General features: G+C 45.8%; 14 protein-coding genes. 5 read left to right on the top strand and 9 right to left on the bottom strand.

The genetic code is table 11. The annotated features are described in order from the left end of the window. The first annotated feature begins 141 nt into the window (after positions 1–141). On the top strand, positions 142–1,074 hold the full coding sequence (locus tag QT994_RS23265) for a hypothetical protein (protein WP_333178715.1): 933 nt from the start codon (positions 142–144) through the stop codon (positions 1,072–1,074). Here the strand turns inward: QT994_RS23265 and QT994_RS23270 are convergent. Then, on the bottom strand, positions 1,042–1,656 hold the full coding sequence (locus QT994_RS23270; protein ID WP_333178718.1) for a hypothetical protein: 615 nt from the start codon (positions 1,654–1,656) through the stop codon (positions 1,042–1,044). The two genes, QT994_RS23265 and QT994_RS23270, sit on opposite strands and share 33 nt — an antisense overlap. A 529-nt stretch (positions 1,657–2,185) precedes the next feature. Here QT994_RS23270 and QT994_RS23275 point away from each other — a divergent pair. Then, positions 2,186–3,091, top strand: a complete 906-nt coding sequence (locus QT994_RS23275) for an alpha/beta hydrolase (RefSeq protein ID WP_333178721.1) — start codon at positions 2,186–2,188, stop codon at positions 3,089–3,091. Positions 3,092–3,241: 150 nt separating this feature from the next. Here QT994_RS23275 and QT994_RS23280 read toward each other — a convergent pair whose 3' ends face one another. Continuing rightward, on the bottom strand, positions 3,242–3,766 hold the full coding sequence (locus QT994_RS23280; RefSeq protein WP_333178724.1) for a DUF4330 domain-containing protein: 525 nt from the start codon (positions 3,764–3,766) through the stop codon (positions 3,242–3,244). Positions 3,767–4,145: 379 nt separating this feature from the next. Between QT994_RS23280 and QT994_RS23285 the strand changes: the two genes are divergently transcribed. Next, positions 4,146–4,997, top strand: a complete 852-nt coding sequence (locus QT994_RS23285) for a M48 family metallopeptidase (RefSeq protein ID WP_333044329.1) — start codon at positions 4,146–4,148, stop codon at positions 4,995–4,997. A gap of 307 nt (positions 4,998–5,304) precedes the next feature. Here the strand turns inward: QT994_RS23285 and QT994_RS23290 are convergent, their stop codons facing one another. The 5 genes from QT994_RS23290 to rfbF all read right to left on the bottom strand — a co-directional run bounded on the left by QT994_RS23290 (position 5,305) and on the right by rfbF (position 10,001). Continuing rightward, on the bottom strand, positions 5,305–6,075 hold the full coding sequence (locus QT994_RS23290) for a metallophosphoesterase family protein (RefSeq protein ID WP_333044328.1): 771 nt from the start codon (positions 6,073–6,075) through the stop codon (positions 5,305–5,307). Between the two features lie 331 nt (positions 6,076–6,406). Then, a complete protein-coding gene (locus QT994_RS23295) occupies positions 6,407–7,153 on the bottom strand; it encodes a DUF1995 family protein (protein WP_333044327.1) in 747 nt (248 codons plus the stop codon). Positions 7,154–7,200: 47 nt separating this feature from the next. Beyond that, on the bottom strand, positions 7,201–7,932 hold the full coding sequence (locus QT994_RS23300; RefSeq protein WP_333178726.1) for a cyclase family protein: 732 nt from the start codon (positions 7,930–7,932) through the stop codon (positions 7,201–7,203). A 77-nt stretch (positions 7,933–8,009) separates the two neighbouring features. Continuing rightward, positions 8,010–9,074: an acyl-CoA dehydrogenase family protein gene (locus QT994_RS23305; RefSeq protein WP_333178729.1), complete on the bottom strand. Its 1,065-nt coding sequence runs from the start codon at positions 9,072–9,074 to the stop codon at positions 8,010–8,012. Positions 9,075–9,224: 150 nt separating this feature from the next. After that, complete coding sequence (gene rfbF / locus QT994_RS23310; RefSeq protein ID WP_333044324.1) at positions 9,225–10,001, bottom strand: glucose-1-phosphate cytidylyltransferase; 777 nt, start codon at positions 9,999–10,001, stop codon at positions 9,225–9,227. 356 nt (positions 10,002–10,357) lie between these two features. On the opposite strand from rfbF, the gene QT994_RS23315 reads away from it, so the two are divergent. Together QT994_RS23315 and QT994_RS23320 are read left to right on the top strand one after the other, a co-directional pair. Then, positions 10,358–10,897: an RNase A-like domain-containing protein gene (locus QT994_RS23315; RefSeq protein WP_333178732.1), complete on the top strand. Its 540-nt coding sequence runs from the start codon at positions 10,358–10,360 to the stop codon at positions 10,895–10,897. Further along, the gene (locus QT994_RS23320; protein WP_333178735.1) at positions 10,894–11,193 is read left to right on the top strand and encodes a contact-dependent growth inhibition system immunity protein; all 300 of its coding nucleotides are present in this window, start codon (positions 10,894–10,896) and stop codon (positions 11,191–11,193) included. Before QT994_RS23315 ends, QT994_RS23320 begins: the two co-directional genes overlap by 4 nt. Positions 11,194–11,263: 70 nt before the next feature. Here the strand turns inward: QT994_RS23320 and QT994_RS23325 are convergent, their stop codons facing one another. Then, positions 11,264–12,592, bottom strand: a complete 1,329-nt coding sequence (locus QT994_RS23325; protein ID WP_333178739.1) for a GH39 family glycosyl hydrolase — start codon at positions 12,590–12,592, stop codon at positions 11,264–11,266. Between the two features lie 73 nt (positions 12,593–12,665). Beyond that, on the bottom strand, positions 12,666–16,172 hold the full coding sequence (locus QT994_RS23330) for a glycosyltransferase (RefSeq protein WP_333178741.1): 3,507 nt from the start codon (positions 16,170–16,172) through the stop codon (positions 12,666–12,668). Between the last annotated feature and the right edge of the window lie 66 nt (positions 16,173–16,238).

Here is a 16,238-nt window from a genome sequence, read left to right on the forward strand (position 1 = left end):
AAGTCGGGTCGTAGAAAGAGGAAGCCTAAACAGTGATGTTTAGAATCACCGTGGCTTTAGCCCGGTGAGAATGTCAACAAGAATCTAAATCAGTGTTAAAAACGCCTGGATAACTTTAAGTTATTTTTCAAAAAAGTCAGTATGAATCAAGTTAAAAAAACTACCACCAAGCTGAATCGATCGCCTGTGAAAGTACCCGATCGCACTTTGCAACTCGAATCGCTCCCCTTGAGCGAATGGTCCTTAGAAATGACTCAGGGCCAAGCTTTGAGGGAATTTAGTTCGGACGATCGCCCGCCGGGAACCCCAACAGCCACAGGCCGGACTGCCGAAACAAGACGCCGGAGGGTAGGTGGCAAGAGCGAGTCGGCCCGATCGCCTGTGTATTCTACTGCTCTTCTCAAGTGGCTGCTAGAGCGTTTGACTAGAACAAAAGGTTGGCTGGCAGTTGTCACCCTGGCAGGAGTTTGGGGGTTGTGGAACAGTGAGTTACTGTTTTCCACAGGCCTGGGGATAGCAGCGATGATGCTGGTTTACCGAGGGCAGTCGTGGGACTGGCAATTGCTGCGATCGAAAGGCGAGCAATTTTGGCAGGGTCCGAACCGCCGATTTGTTTTAGCGGTGGGTACGGGTGGCATTGCTACCTTGGGCGCTTACATGAGTTTGGCGATTTGGGCGGACTCCGAGAGCCACTGGATGGCTTTGAGCCTGATTTTGCAGAATTTGGGCACGATCGCGATTGCAGGGCTGTTGCTGCGGCAAGGGTTGAGTCGGAGGGCCGCAAAAGATGAAGTGGCGCTCGATCGCATCTTGGCGGATTTGACTGATGCTGACCCCGTGAAGCGTTTGATTGCAGTGCGACAAATGACTGATTTGGTGAATAAGGGTGGGTTTGGTCCTGTGAGTTCAGTCAAAAGTTCGATCGCCCGTTCCCGCGCTGCCGAGTGCTTTCGCCTGATGCTGAGTCGGGAACCAGAAGCTTTAGTCCGCAATGCCCTTCTCGAAGGTTTGCAGACTTGGGATGCTACTTATGGCATGGCTTTAAAATCCAAACATCAAGTCATCGACTATTAGCTGACCATCAAAAGCGTAAAAAGTAATTTTATGAATATTCCGAGCTTTTACGCGCAGGGGAGCCCTAGGGGCGATCGGAGAATTAGACCCGACCAGATTGGGCGCCGGCATTTCATCCTGAACAATAGGGTTGCCGTCAATGTCACAAGCAGATAAAACAGTTCGCCGGGAACTGGTGACAAGTCCTGACACCCAGCGAACTGGATACTTAAAAGTTACTTCTATCAGTCCGCTTTTGGGGGCTCCCATTAACACTGTTGCCCCAGAACCCGTGAAAAATGCTGGGTTTGAAGGTTGGATGGCGACGGCATTGCTAAAAGTCACCCCCCAATGTGCAAACTGGTGTTCTACTACTTCAAAGCATTTCAAGTCTTCTAAAGCTACGCGGACGATCGCAGGTACGGTGGCGCGCGATCGCGCCTCTGACCCTGCGCCTGAGCGTTCTGGAATGGCAACAAAAGACTTTTTGCCATTTAAATCCATGCTTCGACAGGCTGTATCAAATTCTGCAAACCCGTCAGATTGAAGACTTTTCGCATCAACCATAAAACCCTCGCGATCCCGTTTCCTGAGCAGTTGCATTTTAGTAGACCTCCCTGAGATTAGTTGTTTCTTGTGTTTGGGAATTGATAACGGCGGTGCCCGTGATTGCCAAACCTGCGATTAGGAATCGAAACCCGAGCGCCCGCTTTCCAACAAAGACTTTCGACCTCAAAAGCCACTGCTCCGCAAAATATCGTGATTAATGATTCGTGATTGGCGAGCGTGGGCCAACCTGCTGCCTGCCTGAAAGCGAGTTCTAATACTCCTGCTTTCCGAGCGCCTGCTTTCGGGGTTGGCGAACAGACTCTATTTTGGTGAGGGGTCTTACCCATCATTTTGCTATTATCTCCGATCGGCGGTAGTTTGCAAGGGTAAGGATAACTACACAGCCTAATTGCCCAAATCGCACAACTTACTTGCTGTCTGTAGTTTCACGCTTAACCTGTACTAAAATAGATTTAAATCATTACTCAATCTTTACAAAAACGCCACCAGCTTTGCAAGTTTTTTAAACAAAGACGGGGCGGCTCCAAAGAATCTAAAATATTACAGCGATTGAGGTTAGTTTATGCTTGTACCCCTCGGCTTCGGTCAGCGATCAATAGTTACTTCTCTCGGCAGAATGGTTTACTACACTGCTGAAAAAATGCCTTGGATGGGGTTGCCGACCTCAACTTCGGAAAATCAACCAAACTTAGTATTTTTTCACGGTTTTGGTGGCGGGTCGAGTGCCTACGAATGGTCGAAAGTTTATCCGGCTTTTGCGACAGAATATCGAATTTTAGCACCTGATTTAATCGGTTGGGGGCGCTCAGAACATCCGGCAAGAAATTATCAGGTTGAAGATTATATCACAACTTTGATCGAATTTCTAGAAAAAACTTGCGGCAGTGCAACAGATGTGATTGCTTCTTCGTTAACGGGGGCGATCGCGATTCGAGCTGCGATCGCACGGCCAGATCTCTTCAAATCCCTGATTTTGACCATACCCAGCGGTTTGTCGGATTTCGGACAAGATTACGGCAGCAGTTTCTTCGCTAAGCTAGTCAACACGCCAATTTTAGATCGCTTGCTCTACAGTACCGGAATCGCCACAGACGGTGGCATCCGCAGCTTCCTAGAACAACGCCAATTTGCCGATTCGCGTCGCGTTTATCAAGAAATTGTTGATGCTTACCTCGCATCTGCTTTGGAACCAAATGCAGAATATGCCGCCCTGTCTTTTGTGCGGGGAGATTTGTGCTTTGATTTGTCACTGTACATCACTCAGCTAACAACACCGACAGCGATTATTTGGGGAGAAAAATCGCAGTTTACCGGGCCCGATATCGGCCAGCGGTTGGCCAACCTCAACCCTGAAGCAATCAAAGTTTTTCAACCTCTGGAAAACGTAGGTTTGACTCCGCAGTTAGAAATTCCCGCTGTTACGATTGGCTTAATTCGGCAATATTTAAAGTTGCTTTCGGAAGGGTAAAGAAGGAAGAAGGAAGAAGGAAGAAGGAAGAAGGAAGAAGGAAGAAGGAAGAAGGAAGAAGGAAGAAGGAAGAAGGAATATGAATTCCCTCTTCTCCCTTCCCCATTAGCAATGACTAATGACTACTGACTACTGACTACTGACTACTAATTATTCTTTGACTCGCACATCGATAACGCTGGCGTTGAAAATGTACTTGCTGCCTTCAAGCTCTAAAGTAGTGCCAATTTTGACTTTCGTATTACCTAAAACCGGGCCATTTTCCGTAAGTTGACCTTTTCCCTCTAATGTAAACATCATATTTTTGCTGAAGGCTTCTTCTTCTCTGGGATCGGGGAGAGCTTTCAGAGTGCCGTTGGGCTGAGGAACTGCTAGGGTTCTGGTGATAGTTTTGACAGATTTGATGGTAATCTGACCGGAGGGTTGATTGCGGATCACCACATTGATTTTATCGCCTGCTTTGAACAAATCTGGAACGTTTGTTCCTTTGAGACCGAGCGCAATTGCATCAATCTCTACAGGTTTGACACTGGTGCCGACTTGGGCGACGGAACCGCCAGAAGTGCCGGGAAAGAAGAAGATTCCGACTGCAACTAGCAGTACGATCAGAGCGGCAGCTACGTCTAGAATGCTGAGTTTTCCGAACAGTCGGCCTTGAGAATCCAAAATTTTCATAATCGCCTATTATACTGATAGCGACAGGAGTATGTTTACAAGCTCAGGACTTACGCAGACATCGATAAAAAGCAGATGCTGCTATTGCTGAGCTACCGCTGGCAATGACATACTTGATTGATGCTTAAGTCCTGAAGCTAAAAGATATTACCACAACGATCACCCAAAATCCGCATGACTTGGGCACTTAAAGTATAACGCAGAAGGCAGTTGACGGCGGTTGGTTGGCCGACAGGCGGATTGCCAAGAAGCTGGTGGGGCGGTTAAAAATTTACAAAAAGCTAGAATAGCAACTAAGCAGCCTCAAATTGCGTCTGCCTATTGAGTGACTTTTTGAGTTTTTCCTCAAATTTTATCTAACTTCTCCCACGTATCAATCATGTTAAAAAGTTTTTGGTTGACTTGCCGGCGTACTTGCGGTAGGGGAATTTATCTGTTTCTGTCGCTGATTGTGGCTGCGGGTATCGGGGTGGTTTCCCCGGAACCGACTCAAGCATTTTCTTTGCCTGAACTGATTTTTAGAGGCATTCAAGTTATTCAATTGTCGAATATGTCCGATGGCCAAGAGGTGACTATTGGCCGACAAATTAATCAGCAGTTAACAAACAGCGAGCTTAAGATAGATCGCGATCGCGACACTACAGAATATATCAACCGCATCGGTCAACGGCTCGCTCAAGAAAGCACTCGCCCGAATATTCCTTATACTTTTCAAGTGATTGAGGACGACAATATTAATGCTTTTGCAACTATGGGCGGTTTTGTTTATGTGAATAAAGGTTTGATGGCAGCGGCGGACAATGAGGCAGAATTGGCAAGTGTACTCGCCCACGAAATCGCTCACATTAGTGCTCGCCACGCGATCAAACAAATGCGTCAAATGGCGATCGCTTCAGGTGTAGCTTCGGCGACTGGACTCGATCGATCTCAGGCGGTTCAGATTGGGGTGGAACTGGCTTTGCGCCGCCCTCACAGCCGCCAAGCTGAGTATGAAGCCGATCAGTTGGGATTGCAAACTATGGGGCGAGCGGGCTACGCTCAATCTGGGATGGTTGATTTTATGAAAAAGTTGCTCAACCAGCCTTCTCCTCCTAGCATTTTGAGCACTCACCCAGCTACGGCCGATCGTATTGCTGCTATTTCACAGGCTATAGATCCGGAACTTGCTAGCGGTGAAGGTTTGAATAATGAGGATTACAGGCTAGAAATCCGCAGACTTTTAGGTTCGTAGCAATTTTAAATCAGTCAGGCACTCTCTTGTCTTATCTTCTCTTTTCTTACTTTGCGATCTTCGCGTCTTCGCGGTTCGTTAAAACTCACATCTTGCACCATTCTCAATAACGGGCATCTTGCCCGTTCCACAAAAGAAATATTTTCTTGTGGAACAGGCCGGAAAGCCTGTTCATAAAAGGCTAATTGACAATGGTGCAACATAGGAGTTAAAAAACAAATCCAGTTACTAGGGTACGTCACAAGCAGGTTAATTTCGACTTAATCGCTCAAACTTAAACTGACGCACCCTACAACTACAAATTGATTTAACACTGCTGTTGAACAACAGAATCGATCGCAGGTTCCGAGGGTGCAATCGGCTGCGGCTTCAATTGCCGGACAACTTCATCAAACGGCAAAATTCGGACTTGATTGTTAAATACATTTACTTGATAAACTCTGCGGTAGCTGAGGTCAAATCCTGTCAGCCAGCCGCTTTTGGGATGATAAGCACCCGTGTCAATATCCAACCACCCTTCGCCCCTGACTAATTCGCCCGGTCTGACCCCATGAAAGGTAAAGGTGATCGTGTGACCGGTGATAATTAATTTATTGGGAAAATAGGGTTTCGACATCGTGTGAAATTCCTTGCGAATCCAGCAGAGTTGCTCGATCGACTGTTCATCGATCGACAGATGGGGGTCAACGCCGGCGTGAACCAGCCAGATGTCCCCTAAGTCCCGGTACGTGGGGAGCGATTGCAGCCACTCTAAGTGTTTGTACGGCATCATCCCTGTATCTCTGTAGCTTGCTACTGTCGCATCGCCGCCGCTGTACAGCCAAGATTGCCACGCTCGCATATCCATAGGCACCGCCGACAAAGCCTCCAGCATCAGTTGTTCGTGGTTGCCCAGCAGAGTTTGGTAGGGGCTTTGCTGGACAAAATCTAATACCTGAGCGCTTTTGGGGCCACGATCGATTAAGTCTCCCAAAAAATAGACGCGATCGTTCGAGCCGGGGGCAAGTGCCTCTAGCAGGGTCATTAAGCCGTCGTAATGCCCGTGTACGTCCCCGATAACAATGCGCCGGTGCTCCATTGTGTTTATCCGCTTCCCTGACTCAAAACCCCAATCTCTACCTTATAGCATTTGATTTTGCTGCTATTTGCCTCCCCTCTTTTACGGTGGAGGGGTGTCACCCATTATACTGCTTTGTATAGATGTCGTGTAAAGCTCGCCAGTCTCTGTTTACGTAGCTACTGATAGAAACACAGGCAAGCTGTTAATTGTGCTTCTGCAACTGCTGTTACTGAGGCAAAGTTTTGAGTTATTTCACGGTGAGCCTGGTGCGTCAGGGATTAGCCGACCGATTAAGTCGAAAATAATCCTAGCTGACCCACCCTAAAATACGATCGAGCCTTAACGATTGTCACTGAGTCAAAGCTTTGAGGAATGTCTGGAGTTCTGCCAAAAAACCTTTCTTTTTTACGGGTTTTGCAGGTGCGGTGGAGTCGGGATCTGGGCTTGGGAGAGAAGCGGCTAAAATCCGCTCTAAATCGTCTCCGACTGGTTTTTGGGCGGTTTCAGAAATTAGTTCGTATTCGTTGTTTGTTTCCAGCCACACTTGCCAGGATTGGGGGTAGCAGCGGAATAAAGCAGCACTGTCTAGGGGTCTGATGTAGTAGCAGGATTCGATTTTGCTGAGGAATCGATCGCGCAATTGGCGGCCGGCATAGCCTATACCTATGGTGGCAACATCTTCGAGGCGCGGGTTGAGTAGAATTACTGGGCGACCGGCCGCAGCTATGTAAAGTTGTTCGACTTGGGCCACTTCTACGGCTGCTGGATTGATCAGGAGGAAAAGTTGATCTTCCGGTGCTATTTTATCTTCAACAGAAGTGCGACTGCTGCCCAAATCAGTGACTTTAAAGGGTGTTTCTCCCCAGTCGCGGCGCGCGAGGGCGGCCGCACCGGTGTCGGGAAAAAACACTTTTACTCCGGGGTAGATTTCCTCAAATTCTGGGAGAAATTGTTCGGTGATAGACTGTGCTTGCAGGGCGATTTCGGGAAATACTAATTCGACTTGCAGTAGAGTTTTGCCGTCCGAGAGGGCGGCGGCGGTTGCAATGCGGGATTGGGCGATCGCCTCGTTGAGATCTTTTGGCAGTTGTGTCATTAATGTGATGGTTTTTACTGGAGTTTTTTCAATCTAATTTTACCGCATCAAGCGACAAAAGCTAACACTGACACAGGCGAGCCGGAACCTCCCACAAAACGCAATATCCCGATAACTAAAGTGATGTTAATCGCCGATAACAAGTCGAGATTTGCTAGATTTTCCAGGACTATTCGCTGCTTTTCTAATACCAATTTGTTAACCGCAAAACTTTCATCTCGCCCGGTATCTACTCCGTGGGTGTCGGTTCCAATTCCGGCGATAGAGCGTTCTTCTAGCAAAAATTGAGTTGCTGCTTTGCCAAATCCGGGAAAGTGGCAAATTCCGTGTTCGTCTCGGTTAAAAAATGATCGCTCGTCATCCCATTTTTCTTGCCAGCCAGTATACAATAAAACTAGATTTCCCGGTTCTATAAGTTTGTGCTGCCGTTCCCAAGTCAATATATCATCAATTGTTAAAGTGTAGTCTGGATTCGCAAGACTTTGCTCTCGAATGTCGAGCGCAATTGCAGGGGAAACTAGCGACTGCGGGCCATAACTATCAATGCTGGCTCCTGCTGCATAAAAGCTGTTGGGTGCGTTGATGTGAGTGCCGCTGTGTTCTCCCATTGAGAATTTTCGCAGGAAATAGCCGTGTTGTTCTATTTGAGAGACAGTTTCAAATTCTGTTGCTGGATCTCCGGGCCAGATGGGAATGTTTGGGTGAATTGAATGGGTTAGGTCTACAATTTGGCTGTAGGCGATCGTTTTTAAGTTATTTGACTTAAAGTTGTTTGTCATCCGGTTAAATATATCTATTATTTATTAAACACAGTTGAGTTTTTGACTTTCTGCCAGCTCAATCTAAAATCTAAAATCTAAAATTCGATTAGTCGATCGAGGGTTGCTTCCATCACATCCTTTGTTTGCCCGGACACCGTATACACCAAAGCTTCTCGATAAACTCTCCCGGCCGGGTGTACCGCACCGTTAGCAGCACCGCTAGAAACTGCAACCGCAGCGTGCCCGCAACGCACCGCTAAATCAATGGCTTGAGCTCGCAGCGCTAGTTGTTCTGCTTTCGAGCTATGTTGAGATTGTGGAAAATTCTGTTTTAGCCGATCGAGCTTTTGCTCTAGTTTTTGGCAAGCCGCCGTTATAAAAGGTGAATTCTTAGCAGTCGCCGCTGCTGCAATTACATCCAATCCTGCTCGAATACAGCCAAAAGTACCCGGAACAAAATTCAGTATATTTTTGGTGTCGTTTTCCGAAATCCAGCCGACAGGTTTAACTGAAATTATTTCCGATTCATGCAGCAACCAATTATCGAGAGTGGCTGTCACAGTATTAGTCGAGCTCATGGCATTTAACTGCATGATTTCGCTAAAAGCTATTTTACCCGATTCGCGTTCAATATTGGCAAAAGGCACTAAACCGAAAACAGCGCGTTTGTCAGGAAGTACCGCCGCTACAATAAACTTTTGAAACAATCCAAAACCTGTTACCCAAGGAACTTTTCCTGACAGTAAATAGCCCGCTTTGGTGGGAGTTGCGGTGACGGCCGGATCGCCCGATCGCCTTAAATGCGAAAACCCAATACCCAAGCGTAACTCTTTTTGGGCGATCGCGGGCAAGTATCTGCTTTTTAGCAATTCATTGTCGCTGTTGGCAAGCATGGCAGTTGCGCTGTGGTGCTGAGTTTGCAGGAAAGACACAGCGCCGGAATATCGAGCCGTCAATTCCTGATATTGGTAAAATATCTCCGGTGCAATTTCCGCACCGCCCCATTTTTGGGGAACTCGTAACGCTAAGAGCGATCGATTTTCTAATCCAGCAACTGCTGTTTTCAGCGCTTCCGAGTCGCTGTCTATAATTTCCGCGTGGGGTGCAACGCACTTTTGTAGGTAAGTTTCTGTGCTGTTGATAATTTCTTGAGAATCCATTTTTTATAATTATTTTATAGCAGAGGTAGGGACACGGCAGTGCCATGTCCCTACTACTTGGTGGCGGAGTGTACTTCATAAACGCAGAATATGCCTTATTTTTCTTCAAATTATTGTGGAGCGAGCCTAAAAGCCCGCTCCAAAACTAACTCATTTCCACACTTTCCAAGGAGCCTTCCCTTCATCCCAAAGCTCGTTTAAATACTTGTATTCTCGAAAAGTATCCATCGCAAAGAAAAAGCCGTCATGACGGTAAGCCATCAACTGTCCGTCTGCCGCCAAACGCTGCATCGGCTCTTGTTCTAAAATACAATCATCTCCCCCCAAATACTCAAACACCCGGCGGTTGAATATCATATATCCAACACTGATCCAGCCGTCGATTTGAGGTTTTTCAGAAAATTGAACTACGCGGCTATCGCTGTCTACATCCAAAATTCCAAAGCGAGAAATCGGGCGAAATGTAGTGACAGTTGCTAGCTTCCCGTGAGACTTGTGAAATTCGAGCAAGGCGTCAATATTGACATCAGCTACTCCATCGCCGTATGTCACCATGAAATTATCGCGATCGATATATTTTTCGATTCGTTTTACCCGCCCTCCTGTCATGCTTGCCGCGCCAGTTTCAGCCAGGGTAACATTAAAATCTTGTTCCAGATGTTCCTCGTGATAAGTGATGGCATTTTGGCGTCCCAGACAGATAGTAAAGTCATTGTTCATGGCTTCATAATTGAGGAAATATTCTTTAATCATGTTGCCGCGATAGCCCAAGCACACAATAAAGTTTTGGAAACCGTAGTGTGCATATATCTTCATGATGTGCCAAATAATTGGATGTCCCCCCACCTCAACTAAGGGTTTGGGACGAAATTCTGTTTCTTCTCTGAGACGAGTACCAAGACCACCTGCTAGGATAACTACTTGCATTTTGTCAGATTTTTAAAGATGATAAATTAATTTATCATCAATCATGAGGGATTTTTTCAAAGAATTATTAACATTTTCTCATAGTGAGTGAAGCTTTGTAAACCACAGAAATCACGAATTATTATAAATAATCGTAGGGTGATTGGTGGGCAGCGTGTATTTAGGAATAATCCTAGGGTGTTCTGTGCATACCATGTATTTAAATGCTGGGCGCAATTTCTAACTAACATTAGGGTGGGTACTGCGGACAGTATATTTGAATACAGCGCAATTTATAACTTACTAAGAGTCGATTAAGAAATAGACAAAAGAACAGCAAAAACCTATACTAAATATAAGAAAGACCTTTAACAGCAATGAAAAATCAACTGTATCGCCTAAAAAAGTTTTTAGGTATCCTCTGTGCGATCGCCTCAATAACAGTCTTATTCCACTCGGCAATACCTGGTGTTTACGCCAGGGTTTTAGCACCGGAACTCTCAACTATACCACAAAGCACCGTAGCTTTTTTGCCCAACATACCGGGCGGCGGATTAGACTCTCACGAAGCAGCAGGAGGACACACTTTAGAGAGACACGTTGGCAAAACAGAAGCACAACTAGCACAGCGACTCGCCAGCGAAACGAGAATTTCTGCCGCATCTTCTTTTACTGATAGTTCCGTCGCCGAAGCGGCTATTGCAGAAGCAATGAACAGAAATCAAAGTGCGATCGACTCCTGGGTGAAAAGTCGAGGCAATCGTTATACGATCGACTACAATGCCAACAGAATAATTGGCATTACTCTGCGTCGCCGCGCATCGAAAGCAACTTCAGCATCTCGCCTGAAAATCGTCCTCCAGCGTAGCGCCAAATTACCTCCCGGATACTTTATTCTCAGCGCCTATCCCGAATGATAAATCACTTTCCTCATTTAACCCAATTTTTCAGTTCCTACTTTCACCAAGACTGGCCCTTAGAAGCTGACACTCCCAGCGATGTAGTGAACAACTACCGCAGCAGCGAACCGCCCGCAAGTGTTGAAGCTGCATCGCAAGAGCTCAGCCAACTGCTAGAAATGCCGATCGCCTCAGCCGATTTAGAAGCATTCATCCTCGATAAATTAGGGTGTTACTACGATCCCAAATCCGAAAATCAAACAATCCGAGAGTGGTTGGAATCGGTGCAAAAATCTTTGAATAATCCCAGCTAAAATCTATATATTTGTAGGGACACGGCAGTGCCGTGTCCTCTATCTAATTCCGATGCAACCTAAAACGATATCACTTGCTAACCGTCAATAAGTAGCCTTCGTGGACGTTAAAATTAGAGATAACATAAGTCAAGCTGCCACTACTTACCGACAAACTTTCTTCTTTAACGGTGACAAGCTGTGGCACTGCTCCTTCTTGATTGTTGGGAATTTTTTCTAATTTTAGAGTTATTTTCTGGCCCTTTTGAATACCTAGCTGCTCCAAATTTCCGAGGCTTAATGTTACCGTTGTTGCTGAGGAAAAATTGGGATCGAAATAACCTAAAAGTATCTGTGCTTTACCTTCAGGATTTGACTTGCTGGCTAAAGCAACAAGGCGATTGTTATTTGACCAACTCCGCACCCGCGAATTAACCCCGTCAGCATAAGCTTTGTAAGTCCACCAAGCTGCTCTTGGCTCAAAAGTGTTAGGCGTGACCATCCCACTCAGCGTATTGTTGAAGCAATTGCTAACTTTATTTGGCCCTTTACTCTCCCAACAAGCTCTGCAAGCACCGTCAGCTTTTGCATACTCTAAGTTATACAAATAACCTAAGATTTCCCCCGGCTGGTACTGCGCTAAGTTCCCGACAATTTCGTTGACGTAAATTTTTTGCAAGTTCAGTTCTTTGTAAGAGGGACTTTGCTGAAAATTGCGTTTAGCCTCAATTACGTGATCGTCAACAAATAAAATCATCGCGTCGTTAAGTTCGTGCCATGAGAGGAAGTTTACTTCAAGTTTGTTAGCCTTGCAGTAATCCAAAAAAGCGGCGAGATATTCTTTGCTATAGCGGCCGAGGCTCGGCCCGCCAATCATTGCTGACGGCCCCAATTCTTCCCGCAAGATTTTGTAAGCTCTTTTGTAAGTTTCAAAGAATTGTTCTCTGCTTCCCTTCCAAAATGGATCTTTCCAATCGGGTTCATTCCATACATCCCAAATAATTTTCTTGCCTTTATTTTGCTGGGCTAACTGTCGGATGAATGCTTCCCACGCGGGGTAGTTTTGATAGGGCCAGCCGTTGGGATTGCTACCGTAGCCCCACAAGTCGCTGACTACTAACTGAAACTCCGCTCCGCTAGCAATTACTCGATCGTAAATATCGAGTCTCCCGGCCCGCCAAAGTTTCGGCTGCAAGGGTTTGATCGATCTCTCCGGCGGTTTCGCGGTGTCGATTCCGTGCAGGATGCCACTCATGGAAATTGTACCGGTGGCTGGCTGTCCAAAATCTACTGTAACGTTCGATCGCAGTTGGGCAACAGTTGGTTGTTGTCCCAAATATGTGATTAACAGGAGAGTGACAATAGCTAAACAAATTGGCAGCAGTTTATTAATACGTGGGAACTTGAATGTAAATTGCATATCTTTTGTTTGGTTGATGTTTTGTGGAATGGGCCGGAGAGCCCGTTCCTAAGAATGCTGCAAGAGCTCAGTTTTAACGAACCGATGAAAACACTTCAAAACCCTGTATTGATTCTATCACTTGTTGCCAGGAGCGGGAGTTGATCAGCTCATTAGTATCGAAATTAACCCCTTTTTCCACCGCAAAAATGCCAAAATTTTTCACCCAATCAAAGATAGTTTCAGTCGTAAAATAAGGTGTGCAGGCCCAAGCAGATTGCAAATTATTCACCATCTGGGACATATCTCCCCGATCGTAAGCCTCCCAAGCTTTCCACACTAAATAATAGTATTTCAGCAGTCTCTCCCCTTGCTGTACCTGCTTTTTGAGTTTCGGACTAATAGAAAAACTGTCGCTATCATCATCACTTACAAATGCCTGTTCAATTATTTCTCCATATTCCAGAAGCATCCGTTCTTCTTTGAAGAGTTCTTTGGCTCGCGCTTTGCACGCTTGTCCTGCAAGTCTGCGCGATTCCGGATTTTTTGCCCATATTTCCACCGTTTGTACCAACTCTTTTACTGTTCCTTCTGGGTCAATTGTAGGATCGGGGAGCAACTTTCCCGTATCTCCCAGTTCTTCAGGAATCCCGCTGACTGCTGTGGCAATTACGGGCAATCCTTTCGCCATTGCTTCCATAATTGCTAGTGGCATTCCCTCTGCTTCGGAAGATAAAATAAAGATGTCGCTGGCGTCGAGCCAATCGGCAATATCCCAGCGCTGTCCTAAGAATTTAACCTGGTCTTCTACTCCCAATTTGCTCACAGTTGCTCTTAATTCAGGTTCCAGATTGTCGTGAGTAGTAGACCCAGGCCCGGCCCAAACAAAGTAAATTTGGGACCAAATTGGACGATTTTTCAATTGGGCGATCGCCTGCAATTGATACTGATATCCTTTAATTGGAGTCAATCTCGCTGCAGTAAAACAAACAACAGCATTTTCGGGGATTCCTTGTTCTTGACGCAGGCGTTGACGAGTGGAAAGATTCGGTGGCTCAAAATAACTATTTGGTCTGCCATAATAGATTACTTTTCCCCGTTCTAGACGTACTTTAAATAGACTTTGAAACAAGTTTAAATTCTCGTGGGAAACTGCTACTGCTGCTTTTGCTACCATGTACTGGTAGGCAACTGCATCGAAATAGGGAATTTGATCACCGCGATCGAAGGTTTCATAATTGCGATTGATATAACCCAGACTGATTATGTATGGTATGTTTTGCTCGATCGCAACTTGTTTAGCTGCAAAGTTAGCCATCGGCCAGCCGTCACTAAATATAATTAAATCCGGTCGAGCCTGGGCGTAAATCTTTTGAGCATCATTTAAGTTGTAAGCAATTCGCAAAAACTCTTTCATCGTGTCGAACTCTAGCCAAATATGTTCGATACCGAGCTGTTTTTGTTCGGTAATTAAAGGGTTAGAAGCTTGGCTTTGAACGCTAGTAACTCGGTAGCCATCCGCAGCTAATTTACACATCAGCGAGTGGTTAAACTGAGCCAATCCGCCGACTCCTGAGTCTTCTGTGTACAGGAGTACGTGCTTTGTTTGCTGCCGAGAAGTCGAACTGGGAGCCGATTGAAACTGATAAGGATTGTTCGCTGCGATCGCCACTATGTCTTGCCATTCCTGTAAATTGGTTAAAGCATAGGCATCAAAGTTGTAGCCGTACTGTTCCGAAACCCCCTTAAAAGTTTCCAGCCAATTAAAAACAGTTTCAGTACCTGTCAAAGGAGTGTAATAGAGAGATTTTTCCAGACTTTCGACCATTTCTGGCAAATATCCGTCGCGGTACATCCGCCATGCTATCCATACGCAACACTTGTAACGTTCCGTGCGTTTCAAGTCGCGGATGTGCTGAGGTAAATCTGGTCGCGCAAAAAATTGCTCCATCAAAATTTCCGTATTTTTCATTAATTTGGAGCCGTTAGACATGATATTGGTGTCGTGCTGACGGTAGCAGGTTAATATCTCTTTTAACCAAACTGACTTGCAGCCTTTTAAACCTAAACGTAGCACAAAATCTAAATCTTCGGTTGGTGGCAAGCGAGGATCGAAACCTCCCAAGCGTTCCCACCACTCTCGGCGCAGCATCATGGCGCTGGGACGCACTGATTTGTACAAAACAAAAGTTTCTAAATCTAATTTGGGTGCTTCTTCCCAAGGCTTGACTGCATAAATCCCTTCGTCGTTTTTGCCAACGATAAGCCAACCTGTTTGCACCATATCTAATGTGGGGTCAGCGTCAAAGCAAGCTACTTGTTTTTCTAGTTTTTCGGGTAGGAAGAAGTCGTCAGCATCTAGAAAAGCTAAAAATTCCCCTTGCGCTAACTTACAAGCATTATTTCGAGCAATGGCGGCTCCTTGGTTATCTTGATAGATGTATTGAATTAAATCGAGGTAAGGTGCTAAAACTTGACGAGTGTTGTCAGTTGAGCCGTCGTCTACGACGATAATTTCCCAGTTTTGATAAGTCTGGGCCAGAACACTCTCTACGGATTTTACAATGTAGCGCTCGCAGTTGTAAGCCGGGATAATGACACTGACGCGCACTTTTTTGGGAGGAATGATACTAGCCATTAACTGTTTCCATTCAGGTATTTTTCTGAGAGCAATGCCATCAATTGGGCAGCCGTAGGTGTTAGAAATTCCGATAAGGCGCTTTACCCAGTCTATTATAGTTAGTGTCAGTGAGGACGGGGTGTAATCTAAAGATTTTTGCAAATACTCCGTCATTTCTGCCGGATAGCCACTGTAGTAAAGTTGCCACGCCATCCATGTCAGAGCTTCATAAAAAGCCTGCTTTTCTAATTGGCGGATATCCTGTGGCAAGTCGGCTCTACTGAAGAAATTTTGCTTTAATTTAATACACAGGTTTGCCTGTTTTAGCGCTCTCTGGATGGACACATTTTGCCCGTGCTGGCGGTAGCATACTGTCACTTGAGGCAACCAAGCAGCTTCGCAGCCAGATAGTGCTAAACGCAAGATTAAGTCGGCATCATCTACTGAATCATACTGAGAATCAAAGCCACCCACTCGTTCCAGCCACTGCCGCGAAAACATCATGGCGCTAGGAAGTAGGGGCATATAAACAATCCAGGTTTTTAAGTCTAGCTGAGGCAAGTATTCCCAGGGTGTTACATCGAATATACTTTCGCCTTGCTCTTTAACCATTCGCCAGCCACTATTAACAATTCCTAGTGATGGCTGAGCGTCAAATAACGCAACTTGTCCAGCTAACTTATCGGACAAGAAAAAGTCATCTTGATCTAAAAAAGCAATTAATTCACCTCGGGATTCTTGAATTCCTCGGTTGCGGGCGGCAGCTACTCCTTGGTTTTCCTGATAAACATAGCGAATTTTGTCAAAATAAGGCTGCAATGCTTGGCGGGTGTCGTCGGTTGAGCCGTCGTCTACGACGATAATTTCCCAGTTTTTATAGGTTTGGCTGATGACGCTTTCTACCGCTTGCGCGATGTAGCGATCGCCATTATATGCTGGAAGAATTACACTTACTCGCGGGGTCGGATTTGCTATTGACATGAATTTAATCGGTGATAAGGAAGAACGAAGAAGGAAGATGCAATTCTATTGCTGATAGCAATCCGA

The organism is Microcoleus sp. S13_B4 (genome assembly GCF_036700885.1).
In the GTDB taxonomy this organism is placed as follows: Bacteria; Cyanobacteriota; Cyanobacteriia; order Cyanobacteriales; family Microcoleaceae; genus Microcoleus.